This is a genomic window from Halomonas sp. KX33721 (genome assembly GCF_001596805.1).
GTDB lineage: Bacteria > Pseudomonadota > Gammaproteobacteria > Pseudomonadales > Halomonadaceae > Vreelandella > Vreelandella aquamarina.
This window is the reverse complement of record NZ_LVIA01000015.1, coordinates 82302-98416: the sequence shown is the minus strand read 5'-3', so window position 1 is coordinate 98416 and position 16115 is coordinate 82302. Positions and strand designations below refer to the sequence as shown.

At 57.8% G+C, this 16115-nt stretch carries 12 protein-coding genes and 3 pseudogenes; 8 read left to right on the top strand and 7 right to left on the bottom strand.

Going from position 1 to position 16115, the window contains the following annotated elements; translation table 11 throughout:
- Nucleotides 1-19: 19 nt before the first annotated feature.
- The 8 genes and pseudogenes from A3220_RS06445 to A3220_RS06410 form a co-directional block, all read left to right on the top strand.
- Nucleotides 20-319, top strand: a pseudogene (locus A3220_RS06445) (glycine betaine ABC transporter substrate-binding protein); the annotation flags it as partial.
- 4 nt (nucleotides 320-323) lie between these two features.
- Complete coding sequence (locus A3220_RS06440; protein ID WP_062373874.1) at nucleotides 324-1523, top strand: ABC transporter permease; 1200 nt, start codon at nucleotides 324-326, stop codon at nucleotides 1521-1523.
- A pseudogene (locus A3220_RS06435) lies at nucleotides 1520-2487 on the top strand (ABC transporter ATP-binding protein). Before A3220_RS06440 ends, A3220_RS06435 begins: the two are co-directional and overlap by 4 nt.
- Entirely contained in the window at nucleotides 2477-3253 is a 777-nt protein-coding gene (locus A3220_RS06430) for an ABC transporter permease (RefSeq protein WP_062373872.1), read from the top strand. The pseudogene A3220_RS06435 and the gene A3220_RS06430 overlap by 11 nt, the downstream one beginning before the upstream one ends.
- 170 nt (nucleotides 3254-3423) lie before the next feature.
- Nucleotides 3424-4626: a thiamine pyrophosphate-dependent dehydrogenase E1 component subunit alpha gene (locus A3220_RS06425; RefSeq protein ID WP_062373870.1), complete on the top strand. Its 1203-nt coding sequence runs from the start codon at nucleotides 3424-3426 to the stop codon at nucleotides 4624-4626.
- A 1-nt stretch (nucleotide 4627) separates the two neighbouring features.
- The gene (locus tag A3220_RS06420) at nucleotides 4628-5605 is read left to right on the top strand and encodes a transketolase C-terminal domain-containing protein (protein WP_044629412.1); all 978 of its coding nucleotides are present in this window, start codon (nucleotides 4628-4630) and stop codon (nucleotides 5603-5605) included.
- A gap of 17 nt (nucleotides 5606-5622) precedes the next feature.
- Nucleotides 5623-6873, top strand: coding sequence for a 2-oxo acid dehydrogenase subunit E2 (locus tag A3220_RS06415; protein WP_054641106.1), 1251 nt, complete (start codon nucleotides 5623-5625; stop codon nucleotides 6871-6873).
- An 18-nt stretch (nucleotides 6874-6891) separates the two neighbouring features.
- Nucleotides 6892-8763, top strand: a complete 1872-nt coding sequence (locus A3220_RS06410; protein WP_062373867.1) for a protein kinase — start codon at nucleotides 6892-6894, stop codon at nucleotides 8761-8763.
- A 9-nt stretch (nucleotides 8764-8772) separates the two neighbouring features.
- Here the strand turns inward: A3220_RS06410 and A3220_RS06405 are convergent, their stop codons facing one another.
- The 7 genes and pseudogenes from A3220_RS06405 to A3220_RS06375 form a co-directional block, all read right to left on the bottom strand.
- Complete coding sequence (locus tag A3220_RS06405) at nucleotides 8773-9375, bottom strand: ABC-type transport auxiliary lipoprotein family protein (protein WP_062373864.1); 603 nt, start codon at nucleotides 9373-9375, stop codon at nucleotides 8773-8775.
- Nucleotides 9372-10313: an MlaD family protein gene (locus A3220_RS06400; protein WP_062373861.1), complete on the bottom strand. Its 942-nt coding sequence runs from the start codon at nucleotides 10311-10313 to the stop codon at nucleotides 9372-9374. Before A3220_RS06400 ends, A3220_RS06405 begins: the two co-directional genes overlap by 4 nt.
- A 5-nt stretch (nucleotides 10314-10318) precedes the next feature.
- Nucleotides 10319-11123 (bottom strand): annotated as a pseudogene (locus A3220_RS06395) (ATP-binding cassette domain-containing protein).
- A gap of 17 nt (nucleotides 11124-11140) precedes the next feature.
- Complete coding sequence (locus tag A3220_RS06390) at nucleotides 11141-12253, bottom strand: ABC transporter permease (protein ID WP_062361265.1); 1113 nt, start codon at nucleotides 12251-12253, stop codon at nucleotides 11141-11143.
- Between the two features lie 82 nt (nucleotides 12254-12335).
- Nucleotides 12336-13157 carry an IclR family transcriptional regulator gene (locus A3220_RS06385; protein ID WP_044629405.1) on the bottom strand — a complete coding sequence of 274 codons (822 nt, stop codon included), beginning with the start codon at nucleotides 13155-13157 and terminating at the stop codon, nucleotides 12336-12338.
- A gap of 142 nt (nucleotides 13158-13299) precedes the next feature.
- A complete protein-coding gene (locus A3220_RS06380) occupies nucleotides 13300-14508 on the bottom strand; it encodes a 3-oxoadipyl-CoA thiolase (protein ID WP_044629404.1) in 1209 nt (402 codons plus the stop codon).
- A gap of 57 nt (nucleotides 14509-14565) precedes the next feature.
- Nucleotides 14566-16098: a 3-hydroxyacyl-CoA dehydrogenase gene (locus A3220_RS06375; RefSeq protein WP_062373858.1), complete on the bottom strand. Its 1533-nt coding sequence runs from the start codon at nucleotides 16096-16098 to the stop codon at nucleotides 14566-14568.
- Between the last annotated feature and the right edge of the window lie 17 nt (nucleotides 16099-16115).

The following is a 16115-nucleotide window of genomic DNA, read 5'->3' as shown; positions in this document are numbered from 1 at the left end:
CATTGAAAAGGACGACTCCATGCGCTCATTGTTCACACCTGCCATGGCTGCCTGTTTATCAACGGTGCTCTCCACGGCCAGTGCCAACGACCCCATCGTGGTCTCTTCTAAAATCGATACCGAAGGCTCGGTACTAGGCGAGTTAATTATTCAGACGCTGGAGCGCAACGGTATTCCAACGGAAGATCGGCTTCAGCTTGGGGGTAGCTGCGTGGTACGCAGCGCGTTGCAGGCGGGTGAGGTTGATCTGTATCCCGAATACACCGGCAACGGTGCTTTCTTCTTTGACATGACCGATAGCCCGGTATGGAACAGTGCTGAAAATGTCGTTAATCGACGCCTTGCCCTCGCCATCGTTTAAACGACGCCCATGGCACCCGAATGTTGTGCTGTTGTGCCTAAGCGGTGCCATGCTGGCTGCCGCTTGGTTGTTAAGCTTTGTCAGTGTTGCTCCTAATCGCATTGTTTCCGGCACGGCTTTTGGCATTGTAGACGCCATTAGCTGGCCGGGCGCGGCACTGGTATCACTGCTCTTTATCGCCATGGCGGCGTTGTCGTCTGTGCCTACCTCAAGGCACTACCGGGCGATGCTGGGCATCATCATACTCACCTTGCTGTTGATGCCGTTTGGCTTAATGGTGGCAGGCCACTGGTTGGTCGACCCCTCGTTACCCCAGGCACGACTCGGCATTGGCGCAGCCTACTGGACCGTGCTGTTCGTGCTGTTGCTGTGTTTGGTGGAGCTACGCCTACGCTTAGGGTTATCCCGTTGGTGGCCCACGCTGCTGCTGGCAGGCGTGGGCATTGCTTGGTGGGGATGTGCCGCGCTGTGGCTAGATCGTCTTGCCCTCGTGCAAGAGTTCCAGGCCCGAGAAGGGCAGTTTTATCAGGCCGTTGGTCAACATATTGCCTTGGTGGGCACAGCGCTGGGCGTTAGCGTGGTGCTGGGAATGCTGTTAGCGATGCTGATGCGCCGCTATCAGCGCCTTCAAAAAATCGCGTTTACACTGCTGAATTTTTTACAAACCATCCCAAGTTTGGCGCTGTTTGGACTACTGCTAGCGCCGCTCGCTTGGCTGGCGGCTAACGTACCCCCGCTGGCAGCGTTGGGTGTCAGCGGTATCGGCAATGCTCCAGCGCTGATTGCGTTAATTGCTTATAGCCTGCTGCCCATGGTGCGTAATACCTACATTGCTCTGGAAGAGGTCAGCGCTGAGACGCTCCAGGCCGCTAAAGCCATGGGTATGCGTACCGGGCAGCGTTTTTGGCAGGTGCGTTTTCCATTGGCGCTTCCCGTACTGTTAGAAGGCGTACGCATTACGGCTGTACAGGCGATTGGGCTAACGGTAGTGGCGGCACTGATAGGTGCTGGCGGTCTAGGGACGTTTATTTTTCAAGGGCTGGGGCAAGCCGCCATGGATATGGTGCTACTGGGCGCACTGCCCATTCTGATCTTGGCACTGATAGTGGACGCAGGATTAGGAGCGTTGGCAGACGCGCTGCGTCCCGGAGGACAGGAATGATAGAGCTTTCCCACGTTTCAAAACAGTTTGGTGACGATACCGCGGTGGAAGACATCACGCTGCGGGTCGCTAAAGGAAAGTTCTGTGCGTTGGTAGGGACCTCTGGATGCGGTAAATCCACCACCCTACGCATGATCAATCGGCTGATTGAGCATAGCAGCGGCGATATTATCCTGGATGGCCAGGCGATTGAGCAGTACGACCCAGTAAAACTACGTCGGCGAATCGGCTATGTGATCCAGAGTACCGGGCTGTTTCCCCACTGGAACGTCGCGCGCAATATTGGCTTAGTGCCTCGGTTGCTGAAATGGCCCGCTACAGAAATTACCGCTCGTGTAGAGGAACTGATGGGCGTACTGGGCCTGCCGGTGGGCGAGTTTGCGCATAAATATCCGCATCAGCTCTCAGGTGGTCAAGCGCAGCGGGTCGGGGTGGCCCGTGCCTTAGCCGCAGACCCCGATATACTACTGATGGATGAGCCGTTTGGTGCTCTGGACCCCATTACCCGGGAAAAGCTTCAGGATGAGCTGGCCAAGCTACAGGCACGGTTACACAAAACCATTGTGTTCGTGACCCACGATATGGATGAAGCGCTGAAGTTAGCCGACCATTTGGTCGTCATGCGTGATGGCCGTATTGTCCAGCAGGGCACGCCGCTGGCACTGCTTCAACGGCCCGCTGATCCGTTTGTGGAATCCCTGCTCGGTGGGCTTGAGCGGGGGTTGAAGCAGGCAGCGTTAACGCGCGTAAAAGATCATATGACATCGCTTGGGCCTACTTTGCCGGCACAATCTCGAATTCCCGCCGATTTCTCGCTGCGCCAAGCGCTTTCCATGATGCTGCGCGGGACCACTGCGACCGCTTAACCGTGGTGGATCAAGGCGATGTGCCAGTAGGGGAGCTTTCGCTGCGCCGCATCGTTAAAGAGGCGCAGTTGGATAAGGTGAGCCAACGTGACGCGTAATTCTGCCACCGTCAGCCTGCCGAACGCACCGAGCATTCAATGGTTTCTGCCGCTTATTTGGGTCGCGCTACTGGCGATGTGCATCGTCGGTATGCCGCTCCTAGAGGGCCTGTTTCGCTGGGTAGAGCCTGACGCCCGGCAAGTCGTCTATGATCGCGCGGCGTTTTACGAGCTGCTGGGCCGCCATGTGTTAGTCGTTGGCGTGGCGGCAGTGGTCACCATTGCGGTTGGTGTGGCGGCAGGTATTGCCGTTACCCGCGAGCGAGGGCGGGATTTCTTGCCTCTGGTGGGCCAGTTGGCCTCTTTAGGGCAAACGTTCCCCCCGGTGGCGGTGCTGGCGCTAGCGGTACCCGTTCTGGGGTTTGGTACGCTGCCTATTATCGTTGCGCTAATGCTTTACGGGCTGCTGCCAATCGTACGCAATACGCTGGCGGGCATTAACGATGTTGACGCGACCATCAAAGAGGCGGCGCAGGCCATGGGCATGACCCCTTGGCAGGTGCTGCGTCACGTGGAGTTGCCCCAGGCCGCCCCGGTAATTCTGGCAGGGGTGCGTACTTCGGTGACTATTAATATTGCCACTGCGGCACTCGGTGCCACTGTCGGGGCCAGTAATCTGGGAGACCCCATTATCGCGGGTATCGTTAATGGCAATATGGCCTACGTGCTGCAAGGCGCGCTGCTGATTGCACTGCTGGCGCTGAGCGCGGATAGCGCCTTTAACGTCTACCAGCAGCGGCTGCGCCAACGCCTCTCTGCTTCTTAAATGCTCTCTACTTCTTAAATGCTCTCTGCGTCTTAAGTTGAATCCCTAAACGGCTTGCACTGAGTTACTGTCCCAGTGTTGCGTTGACATGTGTCAGATAAATCCACTGGCACAAACGGTCATCACCAACAACACTGCCCTCAAAAGGGGTAAAAACAAGGACAATAATGATGACTCAGTTCGTACATCAGCCGACCTTCATGACCGGCGACGAATTCTCCATAGACACCTTCAGGGTGCTCAGCCCCGAGGGCGAGCTCCATGAAGGTGCCGACGAGCCCGCCTTGAGCCGCGACCACGCCCGCAGGCTCTACCAAGCCATGCTGGCCACGCGTATTCTCGATGAGCGCATGATGGCCGCGCAGCGCCAGGGCAGGCTCAGCTTCTACATGCAGTGTACCGGTGAAGAGGCCGCGGTGGTGGGAGCCACCGCAGCCCTGGACGATGCCGACATGATCATGGCGCAGTACCGCGAACAGGGCGCACTTATGTATCGCGGATTCTCCATCGACGAGTTTATGAATCAGCTATTTGGCAACGAGCTTGATTACGGCAAAGGCCGCCAAATGCCGATTCACTACGGCTCCCGTAAACTGCACTACATGACCATCTCATCGCCGCTGGCGACGCAGATTCCTCAAGCCACCGGGTATGCCTATGGCCAAAAGCTGGCCGGTGAAGGCCACTGTACGCTGACCTTTTTTGGCGAAGGCGCAGCCTCAGAAGGGGACTTTCACGCCGCGCTTAATATGGCCGCGGTGCATCAGGTGCCGGTGATCTTTTTCTGCCGCAACAACGGCTACGCTATTTCTACTCCCTCCACAGAACAGTTTGCCGCTGACGGCATTGCTCCCCGTGCCTTTGGCTACCACATGCACGTGATTCGCGTGGATGGTAACGACGCCCTAGCGGTATATGAAGCGACCCGCCAAGCGCGAAAAATCGCCGTTGAGCAGAACCAGCCGGTGCTGATTGAAGCCATGTCCTACCGGTTGGCTGCCCACTCCTCTTCGGATGACCCCTCGGGCTATCGCGCTAAGAGCGAAGAGGAAGCGTGGCGCGCCAAAGATCCCTTGCTACGCATGCAGCGCTGGCTGGCGAAGAAAGGGTGGTGGAGCGATGAAGAGGAAGCTGCCCAGCAGGAGAGCCTGCGCCGTGAAGTGCTGGAAACCATGAAGCGCGCCGAAAAACGCCCGCCGCCGCCGCTGGAGTCGTTAATCAGCGATGTTTACGCCGATGTGACACCTGCGCTACAGCACCAGCTGGATCAGTTGAAGCGCCATATTCGCCGCTACCCAGATGCCTACCCGCGCGGCGCAAAATCGCTAGATCTGACGCTTTCGTCAGCCACTGATACTCAGGGAGAGGCGTAATATGGCGACGATGAACATGCTCCAGGCGATTAATAACGCGCTGGATATCGCCATGGCGGAAGATGAGAAAGTCATCTGCTTTGGTGAAGACGTGGGTATTTTTGGCGGTGTTTTCCGAGCCACCAGCCATTTACAAGAGAAGTACGGCAAAGCGCGCTGCTTTAATACGCCGCTGGTGGAGCAAGGCATTATTGGCTTTGCTAACGGACTGGCCGCACAAGGCTCTGTTCCCGTCGCTGAAATTCAGTTTGCAGATTACATCTTCCCCGCATTTGATCAAATCGTTAACGAGACCGCCAAATTCCGCTACCGCTCTGGGGATCTCTTCAACGTAGGCGGGCTCACCATTCGCACACCCTATGGCGGCGGCATTTCCGGGGGCTTATACCACTCGCAATCACCTGAGGCGTACTTTACCCACACGCCGGGCTTAAAAGTGGTGGTGCCGCGCAACCCCTATCAAGCCAAAGGGCTGCTGCTAGCGGCGATTCGTGACCCCGACCCCGTGCTGTTTTTAGAGCCAAAACGGCTCTACCGCGCCGCAGTAGGTGAAGTGCCTGATGAGGATTACCAACTGCCAATTGGTGAAGCAGAAGTGATCAAAGAGGGTACCGACATTACCCTGGTGGGCTGGGGCGCGCAGATGGAAGTGATTAGCAAAGCCGCCGAGCTTGCTGAAGAGCAGGGTATCTCTTGCGAGGTCATCGACCTGCGCTCGCTGTTGCCCTGGGATGTGGATACCGTGGCAGAGTCGGTATTCAAAACCGGCCGTATGATTGTTAGCCATGAAGCGCCGCTCACCGGCGGCTTTGCCGGTGAAATTGCTGCAACGATACAAGAGCGCTGTTTTCTCTATCTGGAATCGCCGATTACTCGGGTTACCGGGCTGGATACGCCTTTCCCACTTGTGCTGGAGAAAGAGTACTTGCCCGACCACCTGAAAATTTTTGAAGCGATTCGCGAAAGCGTGAACTTTTAGCGCCAGGGAGAACAGCCATGAGTGATTTTTTACTGCCAGATATCGGTGAAGGCATTGTTGAGTGTGAAGTGGTGGAGTGGCGCGTGGCCGAAGGCGACACCATCGAAGAGGATCAGCCGATAGTCGAAGTGATGACCGACAAGGCGCTGGTGGAAATCACCGCGCCAGAAGCCGGGACGGTCACCAAGCTGTATGTGGCCCAGGGGAAGATTGCCAAGGTTCACGCGCCGCTTTATGCATACCAAGCCGCCGGTCAGATGAACAGCGATACTGCTGCTACCGAGCAGGCACCTTCAGCGCCGCCCAGTAGCCACGGGGTGGCCGCTGATGAAAATAGCCCGCCGCCTAAAAGCCAAGCCGTTACCCCGGCGGCTGCAGGCAAAGTGCCCGCTAGCCCTGCGGTGCGCCGCTTAGTACGCGAGCACAGCCTAGCCCTGTCGGAGATCTCAGGCAGTGGTAAAGATGGCCGAGTGTTGAAAGAAGACGTGCTAGCGCACCTCAACGCGCCAGCGGTATCTCACCAAACGGCCAGTGTTTCGATGCCTTCAAGCACAGGCTTAGCACCCTCAAAAGTAGAGCCGCTGCGCGGCGTGCGCGCGGTGATGGCCAAGCGTATGGTAGAGGCCGCTAGCTCCATTCCTCATTTTCACTACGGTGAAGAGATTGATGTCACTGAGCTGTTGGCGCTGCGCGAGCGGCTCAAGCCGCAGGTAGAGGCGCAGGGCGAACGGCTCACGCTGATGCCGTTCTTTATGAAAGCGATGGCGCTGGCCGTGGCGGAGACGCCGATCATCAATGCACAGTTAGACAGCGAAGCCAACGAGCTAAGCTACTACGACCAGTGCAATATCGGCATGGCGGTGGATAGCAAAGCGGGGCTTTTGGTACCTAACGTGAAAGGTGTCGAGGGCTTAACGCTGTTTGAGATTGCCAAAGAGGTCGGCAGGCTAACCAATGCCGCTCGGGAAGGGCGCGTGGAGCAGGCGGATCTAAAGGGCGGCACCATTAGTATCTCCAACATTGGTGCTCTTGGGGGAACCTACGCGGCGCCGATTATTAATGCGCCGGAAGCCGCCATTGTGGCCATTGGCAAAACCCAGTGGCTGCCGCGCTTTGATGAGCACGGGGCTGTGCAGCGCCGGGCTATCTTGACGGTCACCTGGGCAGGCGATCATCGCTTTATTGATGGCGGTACCATTGCTCGCTTCTGCAACGCCTGGAAAGGCTTTCTCGAGGCGCCGGAAAGCATGCTGCTTCATCTGGCCTAACCGTGTAGGCACCTTGCTATGAGCCAGGCACCGCTGCAGCAGTTTTACATACCCGAAGAGCAGTCGGTCTACCTGCTAAGCCATCACGATGCGCGAAAGCTAAAAGACTGGGTAGCGCTGTGCCAGGCACAGCTTGCCCAGTTGGGCTATTCAAATATCGAGCTGATTGGTAAGGGGGCTTACGGGTTTGTGTTTGCGGGTAGCGCTTGGCAGCAAGGCGTCAAGGCGCACTACGTGTTCAAGTTTTCACGCATTACGCTGCCCACTCATTTACAAGAACGCCTCGAAGAGGAGGCGTTCATGCTCGATCAGGTATCGCACCCTCGAATTCCCAAGCTCATTACCTACCAGCGCGCACGCGGCCAGTCGATTTTGGTCATGGAGCGTGCCCCTGGCTGGAATCTGGAGCAAGTGTCGCTCAAGCAGGGAAGGCTCTCACCTCGGTTAATTATGCGCATCGCTGCACAGTTAACAGACATCTTACAAGCACTGCGTCGTGAAACAGGCCCGAACGCGCGGCCGGTGGTGCATGGCGACATTAAACCCTCTAATCTGGTCTTTGACGCCACCTGCGAGGCCATCGCGCTGATCGACTGGGGCTCATCGGTGTTCGCACAGTTGGATGAATCGCTTCAGTTCGTGGGCGCCAACGTAATGGAGTTGATGTCGGACAATCTGCAGCAAACCAATGCACGGCTGGGGGATGTCTATTTTATCGGTGAAGAGCAGTTGAACGGAGCGCTCTCGTCGCCACGGTTCGATGAGCAGGGGGCGGCAGGTACGCTCTATGCGCTGGCCTCGGCGCAGTCCTGCCGTTTTGGCCATCGAGCAATTCCGGCCAGCTCATTGGGGTTGCCCATTGAGTTTGCACGCACGCTGGATGGCATGCTCGACCCCGACCCACAGGTGCGGCGTAAAGCGGGGGATTACTTTATTCGTGAAATGCCGCGCATGGCGAAGCTGGTTATGGTTGACCTGCCAATCGCCCCCCAAACGCCGCTAGTGCCCGTATGGGGAAAAGGCCTGCGTCGCCCGGCTAGCCAAGAGATCGATACCGTGGTGTACAGCTCACGAAAGGCGTTTTTACGCGAGGCAAGCGCTGAAGAGACGTTAAACGACGTTAACGATGTGCAACTAGATCGCTACTACAAACAGTTTATGCAGGGGATGGGAGAAACCGAAAAAGCCTTTTTGGCTTCGGTGAGCCGGTTGGGCAAATACCCAGTCGTCGGTGGTTTAGCGGTGCGCTGGGAGCGGGAGGGGGTCTATATCGATTCGTCGCTCAACCTGCATGACCCAGCGCTAAAGCCCGCGTTTATCGAAGCGGTGAATAACATGGTGCACTTAGCACGGGCCATTCATCGCCAGGGAGTATTTAAAAGCTGCCTGTTCAATGCCCGCCAAACGCTGCACTTAGAGCGTGCTAGCCCTGAGGAGGCGTTTCACTGCCAGCCAGAGATGGCGATTAATTACGAAGTGAGCGCGGTGCCGGAAATGGAGGATCGCACCCGGCAGCACAGCTACTTTGAAGATGGCCCTGACCCAGAAGAGCTATTGGTGCTGCCGGATACCATTATGCAACTGCTTCAGCGGCTCAATGAGATTCACCATACCGGTATGATCATCTTTGAAGCGCTGCCCAAACATCTCAAAATCCATAGCTACTACCGGCTGCTCGACCCTCAACGTGAGCAGGAGTTTCGCAGCCTACTGAGCCGAATGCTGGCCGCTGTCAGTCAAATCGAGGGGCTGGGCGTGTCAGGGTTTATGAAGATGCCCTACAAAGACACGCGCTTTTTTACCCACTTAGAACGACAGCCAGAGCACTTCTACCCCAAAGATCCAAAAGAGTATGTGAGAAAAAGCGCCTTGCCCGCGCCGCCGCGTTAGGCGGCACTGTTAATTCGGCGCGTTTGTGATTAGCCAGCTCGCCAACTGTTCGGTTAAACGGTCGGTGGCGCTACCAAAGGCGTTCACCACATCGGGTATCCCAGTGCTTGTGGCGCGCTCCCGGATCGCAAAGCTGGTGGAGGCCACGGGCTGTTGGTCCGCGCCGAGTAATTGAACGTCCAACTGCAGGTTAACGCTTGGCGGAGAAGTGTCATACTCGCTCTGAAAGTGGCGCAGCTCGCTTAATAGCAGCAAGTCGTGAGGGAGCCGATCGCTGCTCACGTTGGCGAACAGCTCTTGCTGCTGAAGGCCTGCAATGAGCTGGGCCTGCAGCATGTCCGGTGCATCTTCATGCCAGCGAGCACCCTCATACACATTGACCACATTGCCTTCGGGAAACACCACGATACGATTGCTGCTGAGCAGGTGGCCGGCTTCTGGTGTAGCGATAGCCAGCCGCTCTGGCTGCGTGATGGTGGCAGGGTCGCTCTGCATCGTGGTCGCAGGCAAGCGATACAGCGTCGATGGCGCTTTCTCCGGTAAAATAGAGCAGCCCGAAAGGGTGAATAGGGCGCTTAAAAGAAAGCCGTTACGTAAAGCGTGCATGTTCATGGGCGGAACTCCTCTACTTGATCGCGGCCTAGGAAAAAGTCCGTCGGGCTCTCTTCAAGTTCTCGCGTAATGCGGTCAAGGGTAGCGAGTGTCGAGCGTAACGCCGCTAGGGCCGGGGCAATGTCGCGGGTGCTTTGTAGAGTGCCTTCGACAGCACCCGCGTTATCGTTCACCAACTGTTCTATCCGCTGGGCAGCGCTGGCAACATCGCGGCTGGCGCTCTCTGCGCTGCGCATCACCTGCTGACCCTCCTGGCTCAGCAAGCGGTTCGCCTCTAGGCTAAGCGATTCGATGCTTTCAAGCGTGGTGGAGGCTTGGCGTGACACATCGCCAAAGAGCGCCATGTTTTCATCCAGGGCAGACTGCTGAGAGGCAATCATCTCGGTGATCTGGGCAATATTGGTCAGGATATTGCCTGCTTGCTCACGATTATTGTCATCGAAGAGCTCGTTCACACTCTGCAAAATCGCGTTGAGGTTTTCGACCATCTCTTCGCCTTCGTCAAACAGCGTAGCAATAGGCGACGGGTCGGCTTGAATGAAAGGCGTATCGTCGCTGCTTTGCGCTAGCAAGCGTTGGCTTTCTGGGGTGCCGCCATAGAGCTGCACGGACATACTGCCGGTAATGCTGGCAAAGGCTAGCTTTGCGCGGGTATCCACTTTGATCGGAGTGTCTTCATACACGCGAATAAGTGTGATCACTTGGCGTGGGTCGTCAGGATTGAGGGAGAGCTCGGTAACATCGCCCACTTCAATGCCGTTGTACTGCACTTTGCTGCCCACCGAGAGGCCGCTGACGCTGCGCTCGAACAAAATGCGGTAGGGTTGATAGTCGCGTTGGTCAGCCGCATAGCTCATCCAGAGCGCAAACAGCAGGGCGGCAGCGGCCGTCAGCACGGTAAACAGGCCAATCAAAATATGGTGCGCGCGGGTTTCCATGTGCGTCACTCCTGAGAAGAGGTTGGGCCAGCAGAGCGCTGTGCAGCGCGTCCACGTGGTCCATTAAAGTAATCCTGTACCCACTCGTCGTCCGTTTTCGCGACGTTTTCCAGAGTATCCACCACCAGAACGCGTTTTTGCGACAGCACAGCGACCCGGTCGCAGGCTGCATAGAGGGTATCGAGGTCGTGGGTGACCAAAAAAAACGCTAAAGCCCATTGCATCGCGCAGCGTGACCAGCAGTTGGTCAAACGCGGCGGCGCCAATGGGGTCGAGTCCTGCGGTAGGCTCATCGAGAAACAAAATATCCGGGTCCAGGGCGAGTGCCCTGGCAAGCGCGGCACGTTTCACCATGCCCCCAGAGAGCGATTCTGGAAATTGTCGGGCGGCATGAGGGGGCAGGCCTACCAGCGAGAGCTTGATACGCGCCAGATACTCGGCCTCTTCCCTAGAGAGTTTGGCGTGCTCGATAAGCGGCAGCGCAACGTTTTCTTGCAGGTTGAGCGAACTAAACAGCGCCCCACGTTGAAAGAGCACCCCAAAGCGCCGCTCGACCTGGCTGCGTTGGGACTCACTTAACTCATTTAACCGCTGGTTCAGCACTTCTACTGTGCCGTCATTTGGCCGCTTTAAGCCCACAATACTGCGCAGTAGAACTGATTTACCGGTACCTGAGCCGCCGACAACGCCGAGAATTTCGCCTCGGTAGAGGGTCAAGTCTAGCCCTTCGTGAACGACGTTGTCGCCAAATCGATTCACCAGCCCCTGCACGCGGATAACCGCTTCATCGCGCTCGGGCTGTTGCGGCATCTCTGAATATCGCTCGGTCACCAGCCCATCTCCATGAAAAATAGCGCCGCTAACGCATCTATCAGAATCACCATAAAGATGGACTGCACCACGCTTGAGGTGGTGTGGGCGCCTACCGATTGGGCACTGCCGCTAACTTTAAACCCTTCTAGGCAGCCAATGACGGCAATCACAAAGGCAAATACCGGCGCTTTGCTCAAGCCGACCAGAAAATGAGTGACCGACACGTCTTTTTGCAGTGTGGTGATGAACTGACTCACAGAAATATCCAGCGATAGGGTGGCCACCACCGCGCCGCCGACGAGGCCGCTCAGCATGCCCACAAACGCCAGCAGCGGTAGGCTGATCAACATCGCCATCACCCGGGGAAGCACTAGCAGCTCAATCGGGTCGAGTCCCAATGTTTTAAGGGCATCAATCTCTTCGTTGGATTTCATCGCGCCAAGCTGGGCGGTAAAGGCGCTGGCAGTGCGGCCTGCCAAAAGTATCGCGGCCAAGAGCACGCCAAATTCCCGTAAAAATGAAAATGCTACGAGATCAATGGTGTAAACCGTTGCACCGAAGTCTTGGAGCACCGTGGCCCCCAAAAACGCCACCACTGCGCCCACCATAAAGGTTAAGAGCGCAACGATAGGCACCGCATTCAAGCCACTTTGCTGAATATGCGCGACGGTGGCGGTAATACGCCAGTGGCGGGGTCGAAACAGAAGTGAGGTAAATGTGGCCAGCACCAAGCCAATGAAAGCCAGTAGCTGGCGCTGCTGAGACCCCAGCGCCACCATTTGCTGGCCCACTGTCGCTAAGGCTTCGCTAATCCGGTTGGGGCGGGGTGTGGGGCTCTCAAGCGGAGCGTCCATAGCCTCGGCAATGCGTATTAGCAAGGCCTGCTGCACCTGGGGAAGATCGCTTGCCCACTCGCCAATTTGTTTGGTTTTTTCAACACCAATTAGCTCAACGATCAGCGCCGCGCCGGCGGTATCCAGCCCCTCAAAGCCGGGTAGCGACAGCGCTGCCGAGCTTAGCCGACCCTGCTGCTGTAGGGCGCGCTTCAGCTCAGCGTAGTGGCGTAGTGTCCATTCGCCGTGCAGCGAGACATGCTCGCCCTGTTGAGTGATCCACTCGTTTGGCATCCCTGCTCCTCAGTGCCTTCACATGCAGTGAAGGCCTATGATGCAATAAAACGAGCGTTAGTGAAAGGTAAGCCGTCGTTTCTTAACGTGACGCACGATACTTGGGGGCCAGCTCCTGCATAATTTTTGCTGCTACTTCCTTGAGTCTGGGGCCAAGGTTGTTGACCAATCGATCATGATCTAAACGCAGGCTAGAGCCACCGCAGTTAATCGCCATCACTTCGGCACCATCTTCTAAAATGAGCGGCATGGCCACGGCGCTGATATCCCGCTGCCAATCCTGTTCGGATAGGCAAAAGCCATACTCGGCATAGTCGCGCAGGCTCTGTTCAATACCGGCATGAAGGCGCGGCCAATCGCTGCCGTGAAACGCGGCTAGCTCTTGCATCACCTGTTGGCGGCGCTCGTCAGATAATCCGCACAGCCAGGCACGACCAATCGCCGAGGTGGCAATCGGTAGACGAGAGCCAACATCTAAGCGAATAATCAGCGGGCCGTGGCCGTGGCAGGTTTCCAGATACACCATGTCGCTGCGGTCGGCACCGCCCAGGCTCACGTTGCAGTCGGTGGCGTCGGCAAAGTGCTGTAAATGGGGGCGAGCAATTTCGCGAATGCCCATATTGGCCAGAAAGCGGTAACCCAGCGCCAGCACACCTGGCCCGAGGCGGTACTTCTCCAGGTGACGGTTGTGTTGCAGGTAGCCTAACTGGGTCAGCGTATAGGTTAACCGGGACACCGTGGGGCGCGGGATGTGGGTGCGATTAGAGAGCTCTGCATTGCCCAGGTACTCTTCCCCTGTTCCAAAAGCGCGGAGCAGTTCTAACCCCCGCGCAAGCGCGGTGACAAAGTTGCGATCTTTTTCGGGTGATTGCGGCTCATCAGCAGCGGCGTCGGTTGGTTCCATCAAGCGTCTCGGCTAATCAATCATTGAATGGCAAGTATCGCATACCTGCGCTGGGGCGTTGCAAAGCGCGATAAGAGAGCTTAGTCAACGCTTGGCCTGCGGCGCCTGCCTTAGATACTGTGCTAGCGCCGCAGGAGGGCGGTTAGCTGTCCAGGCGTTCAATGATGGTCGCGATGCCCTGGCCAACGCCAATACACATGGTGACCAGCGCATAGCGCCCGCCGGTGGCTTCTAGCTGGCGCAGCGCAGTGAGTGCCAAACGTGCGCCCGAGGCACCCAGCGGGTGGCCAATGGCAATGGCGCCACCGTTGGCGTTAAGGCGCGGGTCGTCGGCGGAAAGACCCAACTGCTGAACGCAGCCCAACACCTGCACCGCAAAAGCTTCGTTGATTTCAATCACGTCCATCTGCTCAAGCGAGAGGCCAGCCCGGGCCAGCGCTTTTTGCGAGGCGGGTACCGGCCCCAAGCCCATGACGCGGGGAGCAACGCCCGCCACGGCGCTGGCAACGATACGCGCTCGCGGAGCAAGCCCAGCTCGCTCGCCTGCTGCACGCGTGCCGACAATCAGCGCGGCAGCCCCGTCATTTAATCCAGACGCGTTGCCTGCGGTCACGACACCACCTTCAAACAGCGCGCCGAGTTTGGCTAGTTTTTCCTCGGTGCTTTCAGCGCGGGGGTGCTCGTCTTTATCTACCAACAGCGGCGGCTGTTTGCGTCCTTGAGGCACGTCTACCCCAAACATTTCGCCTTCATAAAAGCCGTTTGCCAGCGCCTTGGCATAGCGCGCTTGGGAGCGGGCGGCAAAGGCGTCGCTGGCCTCGCGGCCAATGTTCAGGTCGTGGGCAATGTTATCGGCAGTTTCCGGCATGCTGTGGCTGCCGTACTCTTTGGCAATCCACGGGTTGGGAAAGCGCGAGCCAATCACGGTATCAAACATCGGCTGATTGCGAGCGTAGGGGGAGTCGGCTTTGCCCAGCACGTAAGGCGCGCGGGACATGGACTCCACGCCGCCAGCCAAAAATAGCTCACCTTCGCCTAAGCGAGCGGCACGGGCGGCATCCATCATCGCGGCTAGGCCACTACCGCACAGGCGGTTGACGGTTTGGCCTGCCACCTCAATCGGCAGGCCCGCTAGCAGCGCACCGTGACGGGCCACGTTGCGAGAATCTTCCCCCGCTTGGTTAGTGCAACCCGCCAACACCTCTTCGTAGCTTTCTGGGGCAAACGGATTACGCGCCACCAGTGCTTTGAGCGTTAAGCCCAGCAGCTCATCCGGACGAATGGCCGCTAGGCTGCCGCCATGGCGGCCGAAAGGGGTGCGTAATCCGTCGTAAATATAGGCGTCTTGCATGGTTATTTTCCTTGTTTGTGTAAGCCTTACTTAAGCCGTAATTGAAACTGAGGGGGTTCAGCCCGTTGGCCCGTCAGTGAGGGGCATGCCCAGCGCGGCGCGGCGGCGCAGCCACGGGCTAGGGCGATAGCGGGGGTCACCGGTGGCGTCTAATAGGTTGTTCAAAATGGTCAGGATGCGCGAAGCGCCGTAATGGTCGCCCATGCGCAGCGGGCCAAATGGGTAGCCCAGGCCAAGTTCCACCGCACGATCAATAGTGGCGGGTGCAGCGACGCCTTGCTGTGCGATATCTGCCCCAACGTTGACGATGCAGGCCACCACGCGCTGCAGCACAAAGCCGGTGCTGTCTTGTAGGGTGCTGACCGGCGTGCCGTCAGCATTCAACAGGCTGGCGGCGGCATTGACTAGTTCGGGTCGGGTAATGGGGGAGGCCATCAGGCTGCGGCGCTTATCCAGCCCCGCCAGCATATCCACCGCGACGCACTGCTCGGCATTCAAGCCTTGGCGCAGAGCGCACTGTGTGGTGTCTTCGCCCAGCGGTGTCAGCAGGCACAGCGCCTCTGAGGAGGGCTGATCCGCACTTTCTAGTGGCCAGCCCGCCGTGGCGACCAGTTCGGCAAGCTGGGCGGCGCTGCCAGGGTCGTCTTGGCTGATCCACACGGGGCAAGGCGAGGCTGTCGCAATGGCGGGCTCTTCCGGCATCTGCTGCTGGCCATCCACGTAGCGATAAAAGCCTTCACCGGTTTTGCGCCCCAGCAAGCCTGCTGAGAGCCGCTGGCGGGTGAGCGGTGAAGGGCGAAAGCGCGGCTCTTCATAATACTGGTGGTACACCGACTCCATCACCGCATGGGAAACGTCCAGGCCCGTCAGGTCCAGCAGCGTGAAGGGTCCCATTCGAAAACCGCCTTGATCCACCATGATGCGGTCAATGGTGGCAGGGTCTGTCACGCTCTCACTCAGAACGCGCAGTGCTTCGGTGCCAAAAGCGCGCCCGGCGTGATTGACCAGAAAGCCAGGGGTATCGGTGGCCTGGGCGGTAAAGTGGCCCATGGCGGTGCCCAGGGCATCAACCCGCTGGGTGACGGTGTCAGCGGTACGTAGCCCTGGAATCACTTCCACAATTTTCATCAGCGGAACGGGGTTGAAAAAGTGAAAGCCAATCACGCGCTCTGGGTGTTGGCAGGCGGCAGCAATCTCGGTAACAGACAGTGAAGAGGTGTTGGTAGCGAGCACGGCATCCTGGCGAACAATGCCCTCTAAATCGCTAAACAGCCCCTGTTTGGCTTCCAGCTTCTCGATAATCGCTTCAACGACAATATCGCAAGGGACGAGAGCGGCGAGGTCGCGGGCCTCAATCAATCGCTCGCCGTACTGCTCGGCTTGGGCTTGGGTAATCCGCTGCTTGTCGGCGCTGCGCTGCCATAATCCATTAATAAAGGCAGTCGCTTCCGCCACCGCGCCTTCTTTAACATCAAATAGCATGACGTTCAGGCCTGCCTGCGCGGCGAGCTGAGCAATCCCTCTACCCATGGCCCCGGTGCCGACAATGCCAAGAGTGTTGAACGAATGGGCGACTGCGTCGTTGGACATAGGTCAAAATCCTCGCT